Below are 19,698 nucleotides of genomic sequence, written 5' to 3'. Positions count from 1 at the left end.
TCTCCGGTGGTGACGCCGGTCGCGCTCGCGTGTCCCCGTGTGGTGGTCAGCTCTGGCGGAGTGGGGGCAGGGGGATGGGGATCTGGTAGGTGGTGGCGCCCGTGCCGATGCCGCGTTCGCAGGTGTTCGGGGGGACGGTGCCGATGCCGCGGACGGCGGGACGTTCGGCGGCCCAGAACATGTAGCCGAGCAGGCCGGCGGTGGTGCCGGCGCCGTTCGGGGCGGCCGACTGGACGAAGGTGCCGGTGGAGCGCTGCAGCGAGGTGGAGAAGTCGGTGCACTCGGGCAGGGGGCGGCTGCCCTGGGCGACGTACAGGCCGCCGGTGAACTTGGCCGGAGCGAGGGGCGGCACCACGGGGTTGTAGGTGGGTTTGCCGTCGATGTGTTCCTGCCAGTTGGCGATCGCCGCGCTCATGGAGGGCTGCTTCGAGGGCACCATGGCGTTGGCGTAGTCGAGGACGGGGCGGTCGGTGCGCAGCCAGTCGGCAGTGGCCTTGCGGTTGAGGGCGATGAGCCACCGGTCGCCGGCCGCGACGTCGATGGTCAGGCGGGCCGCCGGGTCGGCGCCGGACGCGTCGTAGGGCAGCGCCGCGCGGTACGCGTCGATGAAGGCCTGCAGTCCGGCGAGGTTGGGGGCGGTGTTCTCCTCGTAGTCGATCTCGATGCCGACGCCGAGCCGGCGGGCGACGGCAGCGGCGTTGCGGCCGAGCTGCGCGGCGTTCGAAGCGAGGGCCGCGTTCCACGCGTCGGTGTAGGTGATGCCGCCGATCGACAGCATGACGCGGATCCCGCGGCCGGTGAAGTAGCCGACGATCTCCGGCGTCATGCCGCGCGGCACGCCGGCCACCGTCGTCGCGTCGTCGGTGAGGTGCAGCAGCTTCTGCGGGTCGACGAAGCTCAGCACCACGACGTTGACCGACGGCCGGCCGTCGCCGCGGTCGACCAGCCAGTGGTTCTGGGCGTCGAACTCCGCTACGGTCCGGGCGGTGCCCCAGGTGCAGAAGTCGTTGCCGCAGTGCCACGCGCCGTAGATCTGCGGAGGCGTCACTGCCGCGGCGGCGGGGCCGGCAGAGACGACGATCACGGCGGCGACCAGGGTGAGTAGCGCGGCGAGCACAGCGAGTATCCGGCGCATGGTAAAGAAGGTAACCAGTAAGCCCGCCGCTGTACACGGGGCCGAGCTGTAGCGATATACGGCGCGAAAGCGTTACACCGCAGGGAGCCGAGCGGCGCGGACGAGGAGTTGGAGCGGGCCCATCTCGGTGCCGTCGCGGCGCAGGCGGACGCCGCGGATCTGGAGCCACGGCTCACCGTCGAGCTCGATGGCGCTCGCGCGGTCGACGAACTCGACCCGGATGCGCAGCTCACCGGTGCCATACCGGTAGTCCCGCTCGTCCAGCAGGACGGTGAAGGCACGTGCCGTCATGGTACCGGCCGCCAGCGATCGGGGTGTGTCACGTGCATGGCGCCGAGCCTATGCGGGCGTCGTGCCCGGCGGCCTCAGCTAAATCGATGCTCCACTCGACTTCTCGACAGGGCCGAGGTCGCCCGGCGAGCCGTGGGTGCCGCCTGAACGGACAGTTCCGTGCGACGATCGTGGCCGCCGGTGCTGCTCAACGGGGGTGCGGGTCGGTCCGGCCGGACCGTTTGCAAAGATCGGATCATGCCGTCGACATCGTCTCAGGAAGCGACACCGCCCGACGACGAGACCGCACCCGGACTCATGGCGGCACCCGATCTGGAAACAGCGCCCGAACAACAAGCAGCACGCGAGCAGAAAGCAGCACCCGAGCAGAAAGCAGCATCCGAGCAAGAAGCAGCACGCCGGCAAGAAGCAGTACCGGAGGAGACGGCCGCCGCCGGGACCTGGCGGAGCCGGTGGCTGCGGCTGCTGCTCGTCGTCGTCGCCGTGGTGGTGCTGGCGGCGATCGGCCTCCGCGGGCGGCTCCCCGACCCGCAGGACCTGCTCAACTCGCTGACCAGCGCCTCGTGGGGCTGGGTCGCCCTGGCCGTGCTGCTGCAGGCCGGGTCGCTCGCCGCGTTCGCCGGGCAGCAGCAGTACCTGTTCGCGGCGCTCGGCGTCCGGGTCCGCCGCCGTCGCGTGCTGGCGATCACCATGGCCCGCACCGCGATCTCGATCTCGGTCCCGGCCGGCGCCGCGGTCTCCACCGGCTACGCGATCCGCGAATACGAGCGCGCCGGCGCCCCCAAGGAGCTCGGCGCGGTCACCGCGATCGTGTCCGGGCTCGCCTCGATCGGCGGCCTCGCGCTCATGTACGTCGTCGGCGGCGCCGCCCTGGCCGCGTACGGCACCACGACGTCCCTGACCTGGCGGCCCCTGGCCATCGTGGCCGGGATCGTCGCCGTGACGGCCGCCGTCGTCGTCCTCGGCCGGCGCCTCCTCGGCGCCCCGCCCACCGACCCGCAGCGCCCCCCGGCGAAGGGCAGGGTCCGCCGGTACGCGCAGCGCCTCCTCACCTCCGCCCGGGAAGCATGGCGGGCCGGTGCCGGTCTGCGCGCCCGCGACTGGTGGGCCGTGATCGCCTACGCCGCCGCGAACTGGCTGACCGACCTGTGCTGCCTGGCCGCCTGCACGTACGCGCTGGGCCTGCCGGTCGCCCTGCCCGCGCTGGCCGGCATCTACCTCGGCGTCCAGATCGTCCGGCAGGTGCCGCTGTCCCCGGGCGGCATCGGCGTGATCGAGACCGCCCTGGTCGCGGGCCTGACCGCGTCGGGCGCGACCGCCATCGCCGCGACCGCTGCCGTGCTGCTCTACCGCCTGCTTTCGTGCTGGCTGCTGCTCCCGCTCGGCGGCGCCGCCGCAGTCGTCCTGCGCCGCCCCCGGCAGCAGCTCACCGGCAGGTGACCTACCCCAGCGGGAACCTGGGTGAAGTGCCTGCCGTCCGCCGACTGGTACAGCACCCCGCCGGGCTAGTCGAACGCGGAGAACACGCCGCTCACGGACCGGCGGACCGGCGTCGCGGTCGCCGGCGACCATGATCCGGTCGCCGGCCAGCTGGATCTGGCCGGCGGGGTCGACGACGTCGTAGGCGGTCGCCATGATCAGGTCAGGCTGGAGGGTGAGCGGCGCGATCCGCCGGGAGATTGTCGCAAGCGTCAGGCCCGCACCCGGTCCGGCGACCAGGTGCGGGCCTGACGGTGTTCGGTCAGATCCGGCGGGGCGGGCTGGCGGGGCTCTCGTGCCAGCGGCGGTCCAGCGCCGTCACGACGTAGGTGTAGTGCTTGCCGGGTTCGGCGGTGGTGTCGGTGTACGTGGTGCCGCGGACCGTGGCGATCAGGTGCGTGGCGTCGGCCAGGTCGCAGGCCCGGGCGGCGGTCGTGCCGTCGAGGCGGTACACGCCGTACGACGTGACCTCGGCGAACGGGCCTGCGCCATTCGCCGTGGGCCGCCACCGCAGCTCCGCGCCGGCCGAGGTGCGGCGGGCGCCGGTGATGACCGGGAAGAGCAGCGGCTTGGCGGGCCCCCATGCCGGCGGGAACGCCGGGCGGGTGTGGTGCTCGGCGGCGAGGATCGTCTCGGACCCGAGCCGGTTCGCGCGGACCTGGACGGCGCTGAAGTGCACGTCGCCGAGGACCTGCGAGTACTGGCGGTTGAAGGTGAGATGCCTGGACAACTCGTTGGGGTCGAACCAGGCGGCGGGCTGCCCCGCGGCGGCGACCTTGTAGTCGGCCTGGCCGATGTAGAGCTGCACGTCGGTGCCGGCGACGACGTCCGCCCACCACGGCACCAGCTTCGCGTAGTCGGCGACGGCGAAGCCGATGTTCCAGTACACCTGCGGCACGATGTAGTCGATCCAGCCCTCCTTCACCCACTTGCGGGTGTCGGCGGAGTTGGCGTCGTAGGACTGGGTGCCGTTCGTGTCGGAGCCGAGCGGGTCGGCGGCCTTGTTGCGCCAGATGCCGAAGGGGCTGACGCCGAAGCGGACCCACGGCTTGGCGGCGTGGATGCGGCCGTCGAGCTCGCGGATGAGCTGGTCGATGTTGTCGCGGCGCCAGTCGGCCTTGGTGGCGAAGCCGGCGCCGTACTGGGCGAAGGTCGCGTCGTCGCCGAAGTCCTGGCCGGCGGCCGGGTACGGGTAGAAGTAGTCGTCGAAGTGCACGCCGTCGATGTCGTACTTCGTGACCGCGTCCATGACGGCGTCCTCGACGAAGGCGCGGACCTCGGGGATGCCGGGGTTGAAGTAGAGCCGGCCGGCGGCGTTGTTCACCGGGTACGGCACGGCCCACTCGGGGTGGACGCGCAGCGGGCTGTTCGCCGGCAGCTTCGACAGGTCGTTGCCGGCGCCGCCGGGTGCGGGCATGCTCGCCCGGTACGGGTTGAACCAGGCGTGGAACTCCAGGTTGCGCGCGTGCGCCTCGGACACCAGGTACGCGAGGGGGTCCCAGCCGGGGTCCTGGCCGGCGACGCCGGTGAGGTACTGCGACCACGGCTCCAGCGGTGACGGCCAGAACGCGTCGGCGTGCGGGCGGACCTGCACGATGACGGCGTTGTAGTTGAGCGACTGGGCGAGGTCGAGCCAGCCGTCGTATTCGGCCTTCAGCTCGGCCTCGGACTTGCCGGGCGCGGAGGGCCAGTCGATGTTGACGACGCTGGCGATCCACATGGCCCGCATCTGGTGCTTCGGCGTGGCCGGGTTCGTCACGCAGACCGTGGGTTCGACGGAGGGTTCGGTGGCCACCGCGGCGGACGCGGGTGCGGTCGCCACGAACGCGGCGGCCAGACAGAGTAAGGCGGAAAGACGGGCGAACATCACATGATCACCTTCAGGAGAGCCAGTTGGACGAGCCCGGGACCCGCGGCCAGTGCGCCGTGGACGGGGCGATCAGGTAGGCGATGCCGCCACTGCCGGAGGCGACGGTGCCGTTCGCGCGGTACCGCTTCGTGCGCAGCCACACCTGCTCGAACTCCGTGCGGCTGTAGACGTTGCGGACCGCGTCGTTCGACGAGGACGCCGGGTCGTTGACGATCACGTCACCGGTCGCGGTGAAGCCGACGATGACGAACAGGTGCCCGGACGTGGAGTAGTTCGCGCCGGTCAGCTCGGTGGCGAGGAACGACTGCGAGGTGACGACTGGGATGCCGGCCGCGATGAAGCGCTCGGCCTCGTCGAGGGAGTGCAGCCGGGTCACGATGCCGGTCAGGCCGTAGGTCGCCGCGTAGGCGGTGTTGAACGGCCAGTTGCCGGCGCCCTCGTAGGTGTAGTCGTAGGTGCTGCGGGCCGCGTTGTCGACCTGCGGGTCCGGGTCGGTGGGGTCGACCCAGGCGAGGTCCTCCGGGCGGGGGTGCTTGCCCCAGTACTCGACGACCATCTCCGTGGACGTCGGCGAGCACCAGGCCTCGCCGCCGTTGTCGTACTCGGGGTAGTGGCCCTCGTGGATGTTCTGCGAGTAGCGCGGGACCGCCAGCTCCCTGCCCCAGGCGATGTGCCCGGCGCTGGCCGGCACGGTGAAGCGGTCCGGCACGTTGGAGGCCATGGCCCCGGCGAGGTAGACGCGCGGCGCCGCGGTCGTGCCCGCCTTGCGGTACAGGGTGAGCCGCAGCCGGTAGGACTGCAGCAGCACGCCGGCCGAGGCGTCGTCGATGGAGAAGGTGTCGGTCCAGATCGACGAGACGCCGTCGCTCTGGCCGTCGACGGTGGCGCGGTGGATGTCCTGGTCACCGCTCGCCCACTTGCCCATGACGTACCGCGGGGTCGCCCGGCCGTCGGTGTAGGTGCCCTCCAGCTCCACCTGCAGCCAGGTCCCGGCCGGGGTGTCGGCGTTCCAGGACGCGACGAGCTCGCTGGCGCCGAAGCCGATGTGCTGCACCGGCGAGGTCCAGGTCGCGTGGTCCCAGCCGTCGGCGGTGCCGGCGGGCCGGTCGATCGTCAGGTACGGCTTGTGGCCCGGCACCGCCCGGGTGCCCTCGGCGGTGCCGCTGCGCCATTGGGGGAAGCTCCGCCAGCTGTGGAAGGTGATCTGCTCGTCGTGGACGGGTCCGGGCTTCGCCACCGCGGGCGCCGCCGGGAGCAGCGACGCGACGGCGAGCACAGCTATGGCAACGGTTCGTCTCATGCCGCCGCCTCCGCTGCGCTCCGGCACCGGCCTGAACTTGAACTGCGATTCTGATGAGCGGCCCGAGCCGCTCCGCTGACCGCTCATGACGGCTCCTAGGGAAGGAACGACGGCAGGATCTGCACGTCGTCCAGGTTCACGAACATGACCCGGTGTCCGAACTGGACCTGCGCGTACCGGTTCTGGCCGCGGATCACGGTCCAGTCGCCGGGCGAGGAGCCGGCGAAGGTGGTGGCCCGGTAGTACTCGCCGGGCACGATCCCGCCGAGGGCGTACCGCTGGCCGGCGGCGAACGTGTACTGCAGCGGCGTGATCGCCTGGACCGGCGCCCCGGCCGGGTAGGCGGCGGCCTCCGGGTAGGCGCGGCCGTAGACCGGGATGGTCGCCTTGCCGGCCTTGGGGGTCACGACCAGGCCGGTGGACCACTTCGCCGCAGGGTGTGCCGGCGGGTTGAGGAACCAGCCCTTCTGGCCGAGGTACCAGATCGCGGTCCAGTCGCCCTGCCGGTCGGCGACGGCGTAGGTCTGCCCGGCGGCGGCGCGGGCGCCGTGGTCGGCGACCTGCATGGTGGCCGGTCCGCCGCCGGGGCGCAGGCCGATGTCGCTGAGCAGCGGCGCGTCGGCGGCGGGCGCGGTGCGCAGCAGCACCGACGAGGAGCCGTGGGGCGGGCAGGGGGTGTCCGCCGTACCTGTGCACCCGGTGAACGGCAGCTGGTTCTGCGCGTAGTCCGGGTCGAACGTGACGAGGCCGGTCCGCGGCGTGCCGAACTGGACGAACGGCGCGTGCAGCAGGTCGAAGTAGTGGCTCCAGTCCCAGTACGGGCCCGGGTCCCAGTGCATCCCCTTCACCGTCGACGGCACGGTCCCCGGCACGTTGTCGTGGCCGACGATGTGCTGCCGGTCGAGCGGGATGGCCAGGCGCGCCGCGAGGTAGCGCACGAGCTTCGCCGACGCGCGGTACATCGCCTCGGTGTACCAGGCGCCCTGCTGCGCGGCGTAGCCCTCGTGCTCCAGGCCGACGGACTTGGCGTTGACGTACCAGTTGCCGGCGTGCCACGCGACGTCCTTGGTCTTCACGTGCTGGGCGACGTGCCCGTCGGCGGAGCGCAGCGTGTAGTGCCAGCTGACGTACGTCGGGTCCTGCACGAGGCCCAGCGTGGCGTCGTAGCTGGTCTCGGTGTCGTGGATGACGATGTACTCGATCCGCTGCCGGCTCGGACGGTCGCTGAGGTCGTGGTTGCCGTACTGTCCCGCGCCCGGCCCGTACTGCTCGTACGGTGCGGGTATCCACTCGCACGAGATGTCCATGGGGCACTCGAGGCCGTCCGGGCGGGCCGGCGGCCGGCGCAGGCCGAGCCGGTCCAGCCACGCCGTGACGGGGCTGATCCGGGGCTGCGCGGTGAGTGTCACGAGCTGGCCGTCGTCGGTGGTACGGGTGGCGCCGTCCCGCAGCGTCGCGTACACCTCGTCGGCGAACGCGGCCGCGGCGTCGGTGGTGTCGGCGCCGCTGTACTTCGCGACCGCGCCGTACCAGGCGGCCGGGTCGCTGGCGGCGCCCGCGGGCCCGCCGGCGTCGCGCTGGTACGCCGCGAGCAGCGCGGCACCGCCGTTGATGTTGGCGACCGGGTCGGTGCGCAGCGCCGCCTCCGACGCGCCGGTGAGCTCGGCGGCGCGGTCGAGGGTCTGCAGCGCCGGCCCGCCCGCACCCGCGGTGGCGGCCGGGACGGTCTTCGGGTCGCGGGAGTCGTCGCCGCGCGGGTCCTCACCCGCGTCGACGTGCGCCGAGGCGGCGCCGGCGGGCGCTGAAGCGGCGAGCCCGGCGGCGTCGGTGAGGTGCATCGGGCCGTAGCCGGCGCTGGTGCTGGGCGCGCCGCGGTTGGTGTCCCAGCGGGACTCCAGATAGGACACGGCGAGCAGGACGCCGACCGGGACGCCCCAGGTGGCGGAGGCGTCGGCGTAGGCGGCCTGGCGGGTGGCGGGAGCTGCGGTGGCGGTGGACACGGGCATCGCGGCGGCGGCGGACGCCAGGACTACCGCGGCGCCGATGGTGAGGGACCTGCGACGAAGGCGCATCGGACCTCCTGACTGCGGATGGCTGGGCACAGCGTGACGCATAGCAATCTTTTACGTCAATCCCTTGCGGCCAGGTGCCCCGAGGCGTAAAGAACCTACGGGATCCGCCGGAGGTTGGGGCGGATTTGCCGGAATCAGTGGGAACACGAACGGACGACAAGGTATGCAGATCCGTTACAGCCGACCAGTGACGCCGGGAGGTTTGTAGATTACCTTCACTGGTACGTCGCACGTCGACGGTTACCTACAGTCGATGTCGTCGATGCCGGGGAGGTGGGTGGCGTCATGAGCGTCGTACCACTGGAATCGGAGCGGGTGGACCCGCCGGCCGTGGACCGCGAGCCGGCCGGCGGGATCGCCGCGCGGTCGCTGACGCAGGCGGTCTGGCTGCGGCTGCGCCGCGACCGCACCGCCCTGGCCAGTGGCGTCGTGTCGGCGCTGCTCGTCGTCGTGGGCCTCGCCGCGCCGCTGATCGAGCAGGTGTACGGGATCAGCCCGCTGGACTCGTTCAAGGACGACCTGGACCGCTACGGCATGCCGTACGGGGTGGCCGGCGGCGTCACGGGCACCCACTGGTTCGGCCTCGAGCCCGGCCTCGGCCGGGACCTGTTCATCCAGATGGTCTACGGGATGCGCACCTCGCTGGGCATCGCCTTCGCCGCGGCGCTGGTCACCACCACGCTCGGTGTGCTCACCGGCATCGTCTCCGGATACCTCGGCGGCTGGGTCGACGCGATCATCAACTGGATCACCGACGTCGCCCTCGCGCTGCCGTTCCTCATCTTCACCCTCGCCCTGATCCGCCCCCTGGAGCTCGCCTTCTACGGCCCGCGCGAGGCGGTGCCGGGCTGGTTCCGGGTCGTCGTGCTGATCGGGCTGTTCGCCGCGTTCGGCTGGACCAGCACCGCCCGCCTCGTGCGCGGCCAGGTGCTGTCGCTGCGGGAGCGCGAGTTCGTCGAGGCCGCCCGGGCCACCGGCGCCCGGACCTCGCGGATCCTGTTCAAGGAGCTGCTGCCGAACCTGTGGGCGCCGATCATCGTCGTGTTCTCGCTGTCGATCCCGGCGTACATCACCAGCGAGGCGGCGCTGTCCTTCCTCGGCATCGGGATGCTGGAGCCGACGCCCGACTTCGGGCGCACCATCTTCCGCAGCCTCAACTACCTGCAGACCGACCCGGCGTACGTGTTCTTCCCCGGCGTGACGATCTTCGTGCTGGTCCTCGCCTTCAACCTGTTCGGTGACGCGGTCCGCGACGCGCTCGACCCGAGATCGACCCGGTAGGACCGCGATGCTCAACTTCCTGATCCGGCGCATCCTGCTCGCCGTGCTCACCCTGTTCGCGGTGAGCGTGCTGACGTTCCTGATGTTCTTCGCGCTCCCCCGCGACCCCGCGACCGCGATGTGCCCGAAGAACTGCGACGCGGCCCGCCTCGAGCGCGTCCGCGACGAGCTCGGGCTCAACGACCCCAAGCACGTGCAGTACCTGCACTACGTGAAGGGCATCTTCGCCGGGCGCGACCTCGGCGCCGCGCAGGGCGGGCACTGCGACGCGCCCTGCCTCGGCTACTCGTACGTCAACAGCGAACCGGTGACCGAGACCATCGTGCGGGTCGTCCCGGTGACGCTCAGCATCGTGGTCCCCGCGTCGGTGCTGTGGCTCACCGTCGGCATCGGCCTGGGCATGCTGTCGGCGCTGCGCCTCGGCACCGTGTTCGACCGGCTCGCCATCGGCGTGTCCCTGACCGGCGCCTCGCTGCAGCTGTACTTCGTCGGCGGGGTCCTGCTGCTCGTCTTCGTCTACACGCTGAAGATCCTGCCGTACCCGCGGTACACACCGATCCTGGACAACCCGTGGGACTGGGCGACGGCGCTGATCCTGCCGTGGTGCGCCCTGGCGTTCCTGTTCTCCGCCGTCTACGCCCGGCTGTCGCGCGCGCAGATGCTGGAGACGCTGTCGGAGGACTACGTCCGCACCGCGCACGCCAAGGGTCTGCCGTCGCGCACCGTCATCCGCCGGCACGCGCTGCGGGCCGCGATCACGCCCCTGGTCACCACCGCCGGGGTCGAGATCGGCGCCGCGCTCGGCGGCACGGTGATCACCGAGACGACGTTCGGGCTCCGCGGGCTCGGACGCACCGCGATCGACGCGGTCAAGGACGGCGACCTGCCGACGATCATGGGCACCGTCCTGCTCGCGGCGGCGTTCATCGTCGTCGCCAACGTCGTCGTCGACGTGCTCTACACCTTCATCGACCCACGGGTCCGGTTGCGGTGAACTCATCAGGGAGGACCACATGTCGCGCAAACCTTTGACAGCGCTGGTGCTGCTCACGCTCGTCGCCGGGCTCGGCGCGTGCAGCAACAACAAGCGGACCGACGAAGACGCCCGGCCCGACGCCGACCGGCAGGCGAGCGGATCGATCGCCACCGACCCGAAGGACTCGAAGGGCCCGGCCGCGGAGGTCCCCGGCGCGGCCAAGGGCGGCACCGTCACCGTCCTGCGGCAGAGCAAGGTCTCCCACCTCGACCCGCAGCGCGTGTACTCGTTCGTCGGCCTCACCGCGTCGCAGCTGTACGCGCGGCGGCTCACCACGTACAAGGACGACGGCAAGGGCAAGGTGGTCCTCGTCGGCGACCTGGCCGAGACGCCCGGCACCGACGTCGACAAGAACTGCAAGACCTGGGAGTTCAAGATCAAGGACGGGGTGAAGTTCGAGGACGGCAGCGCCATCACGTCCAAGGAGATCGCCTACGGCATCGCCCGCTCGTTCGACCTGGCGCTGACCGGCGGTCCCACGTACATCCAGGAGTGGCTTGCCGACACGCCCCAGTTCGACACGAAGTTCAACTTCGCCGCGGACAAGACGGCGCTGCCGCCCGGCCTGAGCACCCCGGACCCCAGGACGCTGCGGTTCACGTTCGCCAAGCCGCACTGCGACCTGCCGTTCGCGGCGTCGTTGCCGGCGACCGCGCCCGTGCCGCCGGCCAAGGACACCGGCACCGACTACGACAAGCAGCCGTTCTCCTCCGGCCCCTACAAGCTGACGAAGAACGAGGCCGGCACGCGGCTCACCTTCGAGCGCAACCAGTTCTGGGACCCGGCGACCGACGCGATGCGCCACCAGTACCCGGACAGCTACGTCTACGAGTTCGGCGCCAACATCGTCACCCAGACCAACCGCATCATCGCCGACAGCGGCGCCGACGCGGCCGCCGTGTCGTTCAACGGTGTCGACGCCTCGCTGGTGTCCAAGGTGGTCGGCGACCCCGCGCTGATGTCCCGCACCCTGCAGGAGCCGACGCCCAGCGAGTACACGCTGACCATCAACAACAACCGGGTCACCGACCTGAAGGTCCGCCAGGCGCTCAACACCGCCATCGACCGGGACGGCATCGTGAAGACCCTCGGCGGCGACACCGTCGCGCGGGCCGTCACCACACTCATGCCGCCGGCGACGATCGGCTGGAAGAACTACGAGGCCTACCCGGCCGGCAAGAGCGGCAACCCGGAGAAGGCGAAGGAGCTGCTCGGCGGCAAGAGCGTCGAGCTGGTCCTGGGCTTCCCCGACGACTCCCGCAACCAGGAGCTCAGCACCACCCTGAAGAGCAACCTGGAGAAGGCCGGCTTCAAGATCACGCTGAAGCCGATCGCCGCCGACACGTTCCTCGACGAGACCAAGAAGAAGGACAACCCGTGGGATCTGTACATCGGCTCGTGGGGCGCTGACTGGCCCAGCGGCGCGTCGATCCTGCCGGTGCTCTACGACGGCCGCGCCATCAAGGACGGCGGCAGCAACAACGGCGCGTCCTACCTCAACGCGCCCGCGCTCAACGCCGAGTTCGACCGCATCCTGGCGCTGCCCGTCGGTGAGCAGGGCGCCGAGTGGGGCAAGCTCGACGAGAAGATCATGCTGGAGTACGCGCCGGTCGTGCCGCTGTACGTCGACGTCATGTTCACCATCCACGGCTCCAAGGTCGGCGGCCTGTTCATCGACTCGATCTGGGGCAGCGTCGCGGTCACCAACGCCTTCGTGAAGCAGTGAGTGGCCCGGAGCGCAGCGGAGAGGCCGCGAACCGGGATCGCAGGGTTGGGTCAGGTCGGCGCCGGAGCGTAGCGGAGGTGGCGGCGTGACCGGACTTCTGTCGGTGGCGAGGCCCGGTGCGGCGCGGCTGGAGGACGCGCCGCACTACGCGGCCAGCATGATGAAGGTGCCGGTGTTCGTCGCGCTCCACCGGGCGGCGGACGCCGGCACCCTCGACCTCGACGCACCGGTGCCGGTCGCCAACGCCTTCACCTCGGCGACCGGCTCCACGTACAGCTGCGACCCCGGCTACGACAACGAGCACGCCGTGTGGGACCGCCTGGGCAGCGCGGCACCCGCCCGCTGGCTGGCGCGCCGCATGATCGTGCGGTCCAGCAACCTCGCGACCAACCTCCTGCTCGCGCTGGTCGGGCTGCCCGCGGTCGCCGAGGCGTGGCGGGTGGCGGGCGCGACCCGCAGCGTCACCGGCCGCGGCATCGAGGACTCCGCCGCGTCGGAGGCCGGGATCACCAACACGGTCACGGCGGCCGACCTCGCCCTGCTGTTCGGTGGTCTCCTCGCCGGGACGGTCGCCTCACCCGCGGCGTGCGCGGAGATGCTCGACGTCCTCGCCGCGCAGGAGTACCGCGAAGATCTCGCACTCGGCGTCCCGGCCGGCGTGCGGGTCGCGTACAAGAGCGGCTGGGTCGACGGGGTCCGGCACAGCGCGGGCGTCGTGCTGCCCGCCGACGCGCCGCCGTACGTGCTCGCCGTGTGCACCACCGGCGTCCCCGACGCCGCGGCGGTCATCGCGAACGTGTCGAAAACCGTCTGGGAGGAGCGACTGTGACGATCAAGGAGGTGCGCACGCATCGGGTGTCGGCGCCGTTCCACACGCCGTTCGTCACCGCGCTGCGCCGCGCCACCGCCGCCGAGTCGCTGATCGTCGAGGTCGTCGACGGCGACGGGCGCAGCGGCTACGGCGAGGCGCCGCAGGTGTGGCAGGTGACCGGCGGGTCCGTCGCCGGGGCCGAGGCCTGCGTCCAGCAGCTCCTGGGCCCGCTGATCACCGGCCGGGACGCCGACGACCTGACCGGCAACACGCGGCTCGTACAGCGTGCGGCCCAGCGCAACGAGGGCGCCAAGGCGGCCGTCGACGTCGCCCTGCACGACCTCGCCGCGCGCCGCCTGGGCCTGCCCCTGGTCCGGTTCCTCGGCGGGACGGCCACGTCGGTGCCGACCGACGTCACCCTCTCCGCCGAGGCCATGGTCGATGCCGCGCGAGCCCGGGCCGCCGAAGGGTTCCGGGTGCTGAAGGTCAAGGTCGGCATCGGCGGCGACCTCGCGCGCGTCCGCGAGCTGCGCGCCGCCGTCGGCCCCGACGTTGTGCTGCGCCTCGACGCCAACCAGGGCTGGACCCCGCGCGAGGCCGTCACCGTCATCCGCGGCATCGAGGACGCCGGCCTGGACGTCGAGCTCGTCGAGCAGCCCGTCTCCCGGCACGACCTCGACGGGCTCGCCTGGGTCAGCGACCGCGTCGGCGTGCCGATCCTCGCCGACGAGGCCGTGTTCGGCGTCCGTGACCTCGTCGAGGTGATCCGCCGCCGCGCCGCCGACCTCGTCAACGTGAAGCTCGCGAAGTGCGGCGGCATCGGCCCGGCCCGCACGCTGCTCGACCTCGCCGCCGCGCACGACATGGGCACGCTGGTCGGCTCGATGATGGAGACCCAGGTCGGCGTCGGCGCGGCCGCGAGCCTCGTCGCCGCCTACGGCACCACCGCCGTCTCCGACCTCGACGCCGCCTGGTGGCTGGCGTCCTCCCCCGTCCAGGGCGGCCCCGTGTACGAGCGGGACCGCGTCCACCTCCCCGACGCCCCCGGCCTCGGCGTGTCCTTGGAGCAGCGTTGAACCTGGTACTGAACCTGGTACGCGTGCCGGTCGCCACCCTGTGGGCCGCGCCTGAGAAGACCCGCCCGTGCGACGCCGCGGCGCTGCGCGACGAGCCGGACATCGCCGCCTGGGTCGCGGCGATGACCCCCGACGAGCAGACCAGCAGCGACGTCGTGACCCAGGCCCTCCTCGGCGACCGGGTCACCGTCGAGGAGAGCCGCCCCGACGGCTGGTCCAGGGTGGCGGTCCCCGGCCAGCACGACTACCCCGGCTGGATCCGCACCGCCCACCTGACCACCGCACCCGCTTCGGACGACCGGGCCCCCGCTCCGGCGGCGGTGCCCCCGACCGGCGACGAGGTCCTGGCCGCGGCCCGGAGCCTGCTCGGCGTGACCTACGTCTGGGGCGGCCTGTCCCCGCACGGCCTCGACTGCTCCGGCCTCGTCCACCTCGTCTGGCGGCGGCTCGGCGTGCGCCTCCCCCGCGACGCCCACCAGCAGCAGGCCGCCACCACGCCGGTGCTGCCCGGCGAGGAGCGCCCCGGCGACCTGTACTTCTTCGCCCGCCCGGGCCGGCCCGCCCACCACGTCGGCATCGTGGTCACACCGGGCACGGTCATCCACGCGTCGCCGGGACGGCACGGGGTGGTCGAGGAGCCGATGCCGCCCGAGCGGGCCGAGACCCTGGCCGGCGCCCACCGCGTGTAGTCGCCTATTGCGGAACGGTCGATGTCGATGTTGGATGTCGGCAGCGCAAGGAGGCCGCGGTGCTCGCACTGCTCGGCCGGTGGACCGCCGACCACCGGATGCTCGTCCTCGCCGGGTGGGCCGTGATCGCCCTCGCCGGTGCCGTGTTCGGCGGCACGGTCTACGACCGGACCCAGTCGGTGGACGGGCTGCGGCCCGACGTGGAGTCCTCGGTCGCGCGGGCACGCATCGACCGGCTCGCACCGGAGGGTGAGCGGGTCGTCGCCGTCATCGCAGGACGGGACTTCAACTCGACCGCGCTCGTGGACAACGCCAGCCGGGTCATGTTCGACATCAGGGCCATCCCCGGGGTCGCGAAGGTCACCGACGCGTACACCGCCGGGTCGGGGCAGGTGTCGAGCGACAACCAGAGCTCCCTCGTGACCGTCGAGCTCAAACCGGACCTCACCGACGCCGAGGCGCTCGCCGTCGCGGACAAGGTCAAGGCCGCGCTGCACCGCATCGACGCACCCCAGGTGCTCGTCGGCGGGGAACTGCTCGCCGAGCGGACGTTCGGCGAGCAGGCGGTCAAGGACGCCGCGATCGGCGAAGGGGTCGCGCTCGTCGTGCTGTGCGGCGCCCTCGCCGTCATCCTCCGCGGGATCGTGGCCGGCGCCCTGCCGCTCGCCGCCGCGCTCGGCACGGTCGCCGCGACGCTGCTCGCGCTGGCCGGGCTCGCCGGCGCGGTGCCGGTCAGCGAATACGCGGTCAACGTCGTCACCCTCCTCGGCCTGGGCCTCGCCGTCGACTACAGCCTGCTGATCCTGACCCGGTTCCGGGAGGAGCGCGCCGCGAACCGCAAGGCGGCGCTGCCGGACCTGCTCGCCACGACCGTCGCGACCGCCGGTCGGGCCGTGCTCGTCTCCGGGCTCGCGGTGGGGGCCGCGCTCGCCGGGCTGTTCGCGTTCGCGGAGCCGCTTCTCGCCGCGATGGCGCTCGGCGGCGCGCTCGTCGTCTGCCTCGCCACCGTCGCCGGCCTCACGCTGGTCCCGGCGCTGATCGCGGTCGCGCACCAGAGGATCCCGGCGCTACCCGTACCGACGCGGAAATCACGACCCGGAGTCCTGGCGCGGCTCGCCGCATCCGCGCAGCGCCGCCCGGCGGCCGTGGCGCTCGGCGTGACCGCCGGCCTGGTCCTGCTGAGCCTGCCCCTGCTGCACCTCACCGTCGCCGACTCCGACGCCCGGTCGCTGCCCACGAAGAGCGAGGAGCGCCGCGCGTACGAGGCGGTCGAGCGCGACTTCGCCAAGTGGACGACCCAGCCGGTCACCGTCCTCATCGAGGGCGGCGCCGGCGACGCGCCGGTGGTGCCGGTGCTGGAGCGGATCCGCGCCCTGACCGGCGAGGCCGAGCTCGACCTGCGCACCGGCCTGCCCACCGGCGTCACCGTGGTCGACCTGCACCCGGCCGGGTCCGGCGAGCGCCTCGTCGGCCAGGTGCGCGCCCTCGACTCGCAGGTGCCGGTGCTCGTGGCCGGTCCCGCGGCCGAGCTCGTCGACGCGCGGAACTCGACGGCGTCGCGGCTGCCGATCGCGGTGGCCGTCATCGTCGTCGCCACCGCGATCCTGCTGTTCGCGCTCACCCGCTCGGTCGTCGTGCCGGTGAAGGCGCTCTGCATGAACGTCCTCACGCTCGTCGCCACCCTCGGCGTGCTCGTCGCCGTGTTCCAGTGGGGCTGGGGGTCGGCGCTGCTCGGGTTCGAGCCGTGGGGCGCCCTGGACATCACCACGCCGTTGCTGCTGTTCGTGTTCATCTTCGGGCTGTCGATGGACTACGAGGTCTTCCTCCTCGCCCGCATCAAGGAGGAGTGGGACGCCCGCACGAGCGACGACCGGGCCGCGAACGACCGCGCGGTGCTCGCCGGGATCACCGCGACCGGCCCCGTCGTGACGACGGCCGCCCTGGCGATCGGCATCGTCTTCCTGGGCTTCGCGCTCGGCGACCTGATCGCGGTGAAGGAGATCGGTGTCGGCATGACCGTCGCCGTGCTGCTGGACGTCACCGTGGTCCGCGGCCTGCTGCTGCCCGCCACCATGTCCCTGCTCGGCACCGCGAACTGGTGGCGTCCGCGCTTGAAGCAGGGCGGCGTCCGCGCTTGAAACAGGGCGGCGTCCGCGCTTGAAGCCGGGTGGTCTCCACGTTTGAAGCCGGGTGGTCTCCACGCTTGCAGCAGGGTGGCGGCCGCGCTTGAAACAGGGTGGCACACTTCGCTCACGGAATGCTTCGCTCACGGCAGGAGTGAGAAGCGGGAGGTAGCGCGATGCGCCGGCCGTTCGTGGCCCGCGACCCGGAGCGGGCCGTCGTCGAACGCGCGATCACCGGCGCGGAGCCCGGCGGTGCGCTGCTGATCGGCCCGGCGGGCATCGGCAAGAGCCGGCTCGCCGACGAGGTCGTCACCGCCGCCGGCCGGCAGGGGCACCGGGCCATGCGGGTGCACGCGTCGGAGGCGGCGCGGGACCTGCCGCTCGGCGCGCTCGGCCCGCTGCTGCCGGCGCAGCCGCCCAAGGACGTCGCGGCTGTGCTGCGGGCGCTGGTCCCCGGGCACGGGCGGGGGCTGCTGTTCGTCGACGACGTCGACCTGCTCGACCCGATGTCGGCGGCCGCGGTGCACCAGATCGTCGCCAACGGCCTCCTCGACGTCGTCGCCACCGTCCGCGCCGGCGTCGAGCTGCCCGCGTTCGTCACCGCGCTGATGCGCACCGGGCGGCTGGAGCGCGTCGACCTCGGCCCGCTGACCGCGGCGGGCGTCGCCGAACTGGTCGCCGCCGTCCTCGACGGGCCGGTCTCCAGCATCACCGTCGCGCACGTGCAGCGGCTGTCAGCCGGCAACCCGCTGTACGTGCACGAGCTGCTGACCGACGCGGTGGAGTCCGGCGCCCTCGCCGTCGTCGACGGCCTGTGGCACCTGCGGCAGCTGCCGGCCGCGTCGCCGCGCCTCACCGACCTGCTCAACGCCCGGCTGCGCAGCACCATCCGGCAGGAGCGGCCGGCCCTGGAGCTGCTGGCGATCGCCGGTCAGCTCGGCCTTTCGCAGGTGTACGGGCTGAGCGACCACGACGCCGTCGAAGGGCTCGAGCGGCGCGGGCTGATCACCGTCCGGCAGGACGGCCGGCGCACCTACGCCGCGCTCGCGCACCCGCTGTACGGGGAGATCCTGCGCACGACCCTGCCGGTGTCGGTCCGCCTGCGGCACAGCCGCACCCTCGCCGACCTGTGGGAGCGCACCGGTGCGCGGCGCCGCGAGGACCTGCTGCGCTGGGCGGTGTGGCGGCTCACCGGCGGCGGGCCGGTCAACGCGGCATGGATGACCGACGCGGCCCGCCTCGCCACCCTGCTGCGGGCCCGGGTCGCCGTCCGGGAGCGCCTGGCCAGGCACGCGTGGCAGGCGACCGGCGCGGCGGAGGCCGGGCTGCTGCTGGTGGCGGCGCTGTTCGACGCGGGCCGGTCCGGCGACGGCTACGCGGTCCTCGACCGGATCGCCGCGGCCGCCGACGCCGACGAGGACCGGGCCGGCGCCGCGCTCGCCCGGGCGTTCTACCTCGGGTGGGGCGCGGGCCGGCTCGACGAGGCCCTGGCCACCCTGGAGCGGGCCGAGACGGTGGTCGCCGACCCGGAGTGGCGGGCGGCGCTCACCACGCAGCGCAGCATGCTGCTCGCCGCGTCGGGTGCCCCGAACGACGCGCTGGCCCTCCTGGAGCCGGTCCTCGGCGCCGACGATGCCGTCCCCCTGCGGGCGTCGGCGGCCGGGGGCCTGGCGTACATGCTGGCCGGCCGGTTCCCGGAGGCGACCCGCCTGGCCCGCCGCGCGCACCGGCTCGCGACCAGCGCCGAGCGGGCGCACCAGGACATCGGCGTCCTCACCGGTCTCGCCGGGCTGTGCGTGCGGGTGATGACCGACGCCGGCCACGCCGCCGAGGCCCGCCGCTTCGGCGAGACGGTCCTGCGTACCGCCGCGGGCAAGGGCGACGCGCACGGCCTCGCCTGGATCACGGCGGGCCTGGCGAGCCTCGAGCTGCCGGCCGGTGACCTCGAGGCCGCCCGCGGCCACGCGATCGAGGCCGCCGCCTATTTCCGGCAGGTCAGCTCGCCGATCGGGCTCGGCTGGGTGCTCGCCATCGGGCTGCTCGTCGCCGTCCACGAGGGCGACCCGGCGCGGGCGGCGACGATCGCCGCGGAGCTGGCCGCGACCCGGCCCGAGCAGCGGCAGGTGCAGCTGTACCACTACGAGATCGACCGGGCGCTCGCCTGGCACGAGACGCTGACCGGCGACCCGGAGCGGGCCCGGCACCGGCTCGCGGCGCGGGCCAGGCACTGGTGGGACTGGGGCGCGCTGCTGCCCGCCGTGGTGCTCTGCAACGACCTGGCCAGGCTCGGCGGCGCCCGGCAGGCCGCGGCGATCCTCGGCGGCACCGTCACGCAGTGGGGGCACGGGTGGCCGCTCGGCGAGACCGTCGCGGCGTTCGTGCGGGCGATGGCCGGCGGCGACGGCCCCGGGCTGGAGGCGGCGGCCAGGCGCTTCGACGAGCTCGGGTTCACCGTGTACGCGGCGGACGCGGCGGCGGCCGCATGGGCGGTGCAGGGCCCGGCCCGTGACCTCAACCGGCTCGCCGCCGCCGTCGCCGCCTACACGGCACGCTGCCCGGGACTGCGCACCCCGCTGCTGGCCGCGGTCGACGTCGAGCACCGGCTCACCCCGCGGGAGCGGGAGATCGCCTCATTGGCCGCCGCCGGGTTCAGCAACCGGGACATCGCGGAGCGGCTGACGCTGTCGTTCCGCACGGTCGAGAACCACCTCGCCCACGTCTATCTCAAGCTCGGCCTGCACGGCCGCAACGAACTGAGTGGTGCGCCGCCGCGAATCTGAGTGGCCGCCACTCATGACGCTGCGCATAC

At 72.8% G+C, this 19,698-nt stretch carries 14 protein-coding genes; 9 read left to right on the top strand and 5 right to left on the bottom strand.

The features are described 5' to 3' along the window. Nucleotides 1–46: 46 nt before the first annotated feature. Together ACFY3L_RS02480 and ACFY3L_RS02475 are read right to left on the bottom strand one after the other, a co-directional pair. Nucleotides 47–1,135, bottom strand: a complete 1,089-nt coding sequence (locus tag ACFY3L_RS02480) for a hypothetical protein (RefSeq protein ID WP_389317899.1) — start codon at nt 1,133–1,135, stop codon at nt 47–49. Between the two features lie 72 nt (nt 1,136–1,207). Continuing rightward, complete coding sequence (locus ACFY3L_RS02475) at nt 1,208–1,426, bottom strand: hypothetical protein (protein WP_389317896.1); 219 nt, start codon at nt 1,424–1,426, stop codon at nt 1,208–1,210. A 237-nt stretch (nt 1,427–1,663) separates the two neighbouring features. On the opposite strand from ACFY3L_RS02475, the gene ACFY3L_RS02470 reads away from it, so the two are divergent. Next, nucleotides 1,664–2,866, top strand: coding sequence for a YbhN family protein (locus tag ACFY3L_RS02470; protein ID WP_389317893.1), 1,203 nt, complete (start codon nt 1,664–1,666; stop codon nt 2,864–2,866). A gap of 301 nt (nt 2,867–3,167) precedes the next feature. Here ACFY3L_RS02470 and ACFY3L_RS02465 read toward each other — a convergent pair whose 3' ends face one another. The 3 genes from ACFY3L_RS02465 to ACFY3L_RS02455 all read right to left on the bottom strand — a co-directional run bounded on the left by ACFY3L_RS02465 (nt 3,168) and on the right by ACFY3L_RS02455 (nt 8,147). Further along, complete coding sequence (locus ACFY3L_RS02465) at nt 3,168–4,772, bottom strand: glycoside hydrolase family 10 protein (protein ID WP_389317890.1); 1,605 nt, start codon at nt 4,770–4,772, stop codon at nt 3,168–3,170. Between the two features lie 13 nt (nt 4,773–4,785). Then, on the bottom strand, nt 4,786–6,075 hold the full coding sequence (locus tag ACFY3L_RS02460; protein ID WP_389317887.1) for a C39 family peptidase: 1,290 nt from the start codon (nt 6,073–6,075) through the stop codon (nt 4,786–4,788). Between the two features lie 95 nt (nt 6,076–6,170). Further along, nucleotides 6,171–8,147 carry an N-acetylmuramoyl-L-alanine amidase gene (locus ACFY3L_RS02455; RefSeq protein ID WP_389317884.1) on the bottom strand — a complete coding sequence of 659 codons (1,977 nt, stop codon included), beginning with the start codon at nt 8,145–8,147 and terminating at the stop codon, nt 6,171–6,173. A 285-nt stretch (nt 8,148–8,432) separates the two neighbouring features. On the opposite strand from ACFY3L_RS02455, the gene ACFY3L_RS02450 reads away from it, so the two are divergent. The 8 genes from ACFY3L_RS02450 (at nt 8,433) to ACFY3L_RS02415 (ending at nt 19,669) form a co-directional block, all read left to right on the top strand. Next, nucleotides 8,433–9,428 (top strand): ABC transporter permease, encoded by a 996-nt coding sequence (locus ACFY3L_RS02450; RefSeq protein WP_389317881.1) that lies wholly within the window; start codon nt 8,433–8,435, stop codon nt 9,426–9,428. A 7-nt stretch (nt 9,429–9,435) separates the two neighbouring features. Further along, nucleotides 9,436–10,422 (top strand): ABC transporter permease, encoded by a 987-nt coding sequence (locus tag ACFY3L_RS02445; protein WP_389317878.1) that lies wholly within the window; start codon nt 9,436–9,438, stop codon nt 10,420–10,422. 19 nt (nt 10,423–10,441) lie between these two features. After that, nucleotides 10,442–12,190, top strand: a complete 1,749-nt coding sequence (locus ACFY3L_RS02440; protein ID WP_389317875.1) for an ABC transporter substrate-binding protein — start codon at nt 10,442–10,444, stop codon at nt 12,188–12,190. A gap of 85 nt (nt 12,191–12,275) precedes the next feature. Continuing rightward, nucleotides 12,276–13,019: a serine hydrolase gene (locus tag ACFY3L_RS02435; RefSeq protein WP_389317872.1), complete on the top strand. Its 744-nt coding sequence runs from the start codon at nt 12,276–12,278 to the stop codon at nt 13,017–13,019. After that, nucleotides 13,016–14,077, top strand: a complete 1,062-nt coding sequence (locus tag ACFY3L_RS02430; RefSeq protein WP_389317869.1) for a mandelate racemase/muconate lactonizing enzyme family protein — start codon at nt 13,016–13,018, stop codon at nt 14,075–14,077. Before ACFY3L_RS02435 ends, ACFY3L_RS02430 begins: the two co-directional genes overlap by 4 nt. Further along, nucleotides 14,074–14,766 carry a C40 family peptidase gene (locus ACFY3L_RS02425; RefSeq protein WP_389317866.1) on the top strand — a complete coding sequence of 231 codons (693 nt, stop codon included), beginning with the start codon at nt 14,074–14,076 and terminating at the stop codon, nt 14,764–14,766. The genes ACFY3L_RS02430 and ACFY3L_RS02425 overlap by 4 nt, the downstream gene beginning before the upstream one ends. A 59-nt stretch (nt 14,767–14,825) precedes the next feature. After that, nucleotides 14,826–16,904, top strand: coding sequence for an MMPL family transporter (locus ACFY3L_RS02420; protein ID WP_389317863.1), 2,079 nt, complete (start codon nt 14,826–14,828; stop codon nt 16,902–16,904). Between the two features lie 161 nt (nt 16,905–17,065). Continuing rightward, complete coding sequence (locus ACFY3L_RS02415; protein WP_389317860.1) at nt 17,066–19,669, top strand: LuxR C-terminal-related transcriptional regulator; 2,604 nt, start codon at nt 17,066–17,068, stop codon at nt 19,667–19,669. Nucleotides 19,670–19,698 lie beyond the last annotated feature (29 nt).

Origin of the sequence: Dactylosporangium sp. NPDC000521 (assembly GCF_042898305.1) — a bacterium.
Taxonomy (GTDB): Bacteria; Actinomycetota; Actinomycetes; order Mycobacteriales; family Micromonosporaceae; genus Dactylosporangium.
The sequence above is the reverse complement of the archived record's forward strand: the minus strand, read 5'-3'. Positions and strand labels throughout refer to the sequence as shown.

What these genes read in the sequence shown, in the direction of transcription:
- ACFY3L_RS02475 (WP_389317896.1), bottom strand. Translation starts at nt 1,426, where the DNA reads ATGACGGCACGTGCCTTCACCGTCCTGCTGGACGAGCGGGACTACCGG.
- ACFY3L_RS02450 (WP_389317881.1), top strand. Translation starts at nt 8,433, where the DNA reads ATGAGCGTCGTACCACTGGAATCGGAGCGGGTGGACCCGCCGGCCGTG.
- ACFY3L_RS02465 (WP_389317890.1), bottom strand. Translation starts at nt 4,772, where the DNA reads ATGTTCGCCCGTCTTTCCGCCTTACTCTGTCTGGCCGCCGCGTTCGTG.
- ACFY3L_RS02445 (WP_389317878.1), top strand. Translation starts at nt 9,436, where the DNA reads ATGCTCAACTTCCTGATCCGGCGCATCCTGCTCGCCGTGCTCACCCTG.
- ACFY3L_RS02480 (WP_389317899.1), bottom strand. Translation starts at nt 1,135, where the DNA reads ATGCGCCGGATACTCGCTGTGCTCGCCGCGCTACTCACCCTGGTCGCC.
- ACFY3L_RS02460 (WP_389317887.1), bottom strand. Translation starts at nt 6,075, where the DNA reads ATGAGACGAACCGTTGCCATAGCTGTGCTCGCCGTCGCGTCGCTGCTC.
- ACFY3L_RS02440 (WP_389317875.1), top strand. Translation starts at nt 10,442, where the DNA reads ATGTCGCGCAAACCTTTGACAGCGCTGGTGCTGCTCACGCTCGTCGCC.
- ACFY3L_RS02470 (WP_389317893.1), top strand. Translation starts at nt 1,664, where the DNA reads ATGCCGTCGACATCGTCTCAGGAAGCGACACCGCCCGACGACGAGACC.
- ACFY3L_RS02455 (WP_389317884.1), bottom strand. Translation starts at nt 8,147, where the DNA reads ATGCGCCTTCGTCGCAGGTCCCTCACCATCGGCGCCGCGGTAGTCCTG.
- ACFY3L_RS02415 (WP_389317860.1), top strand. Translation starts at nt 17,066, where the DNA reads ATGCGCCGGCCGTTCGTGGCCCGCGACCCGGAGCGGGCCGTCGTCGAA.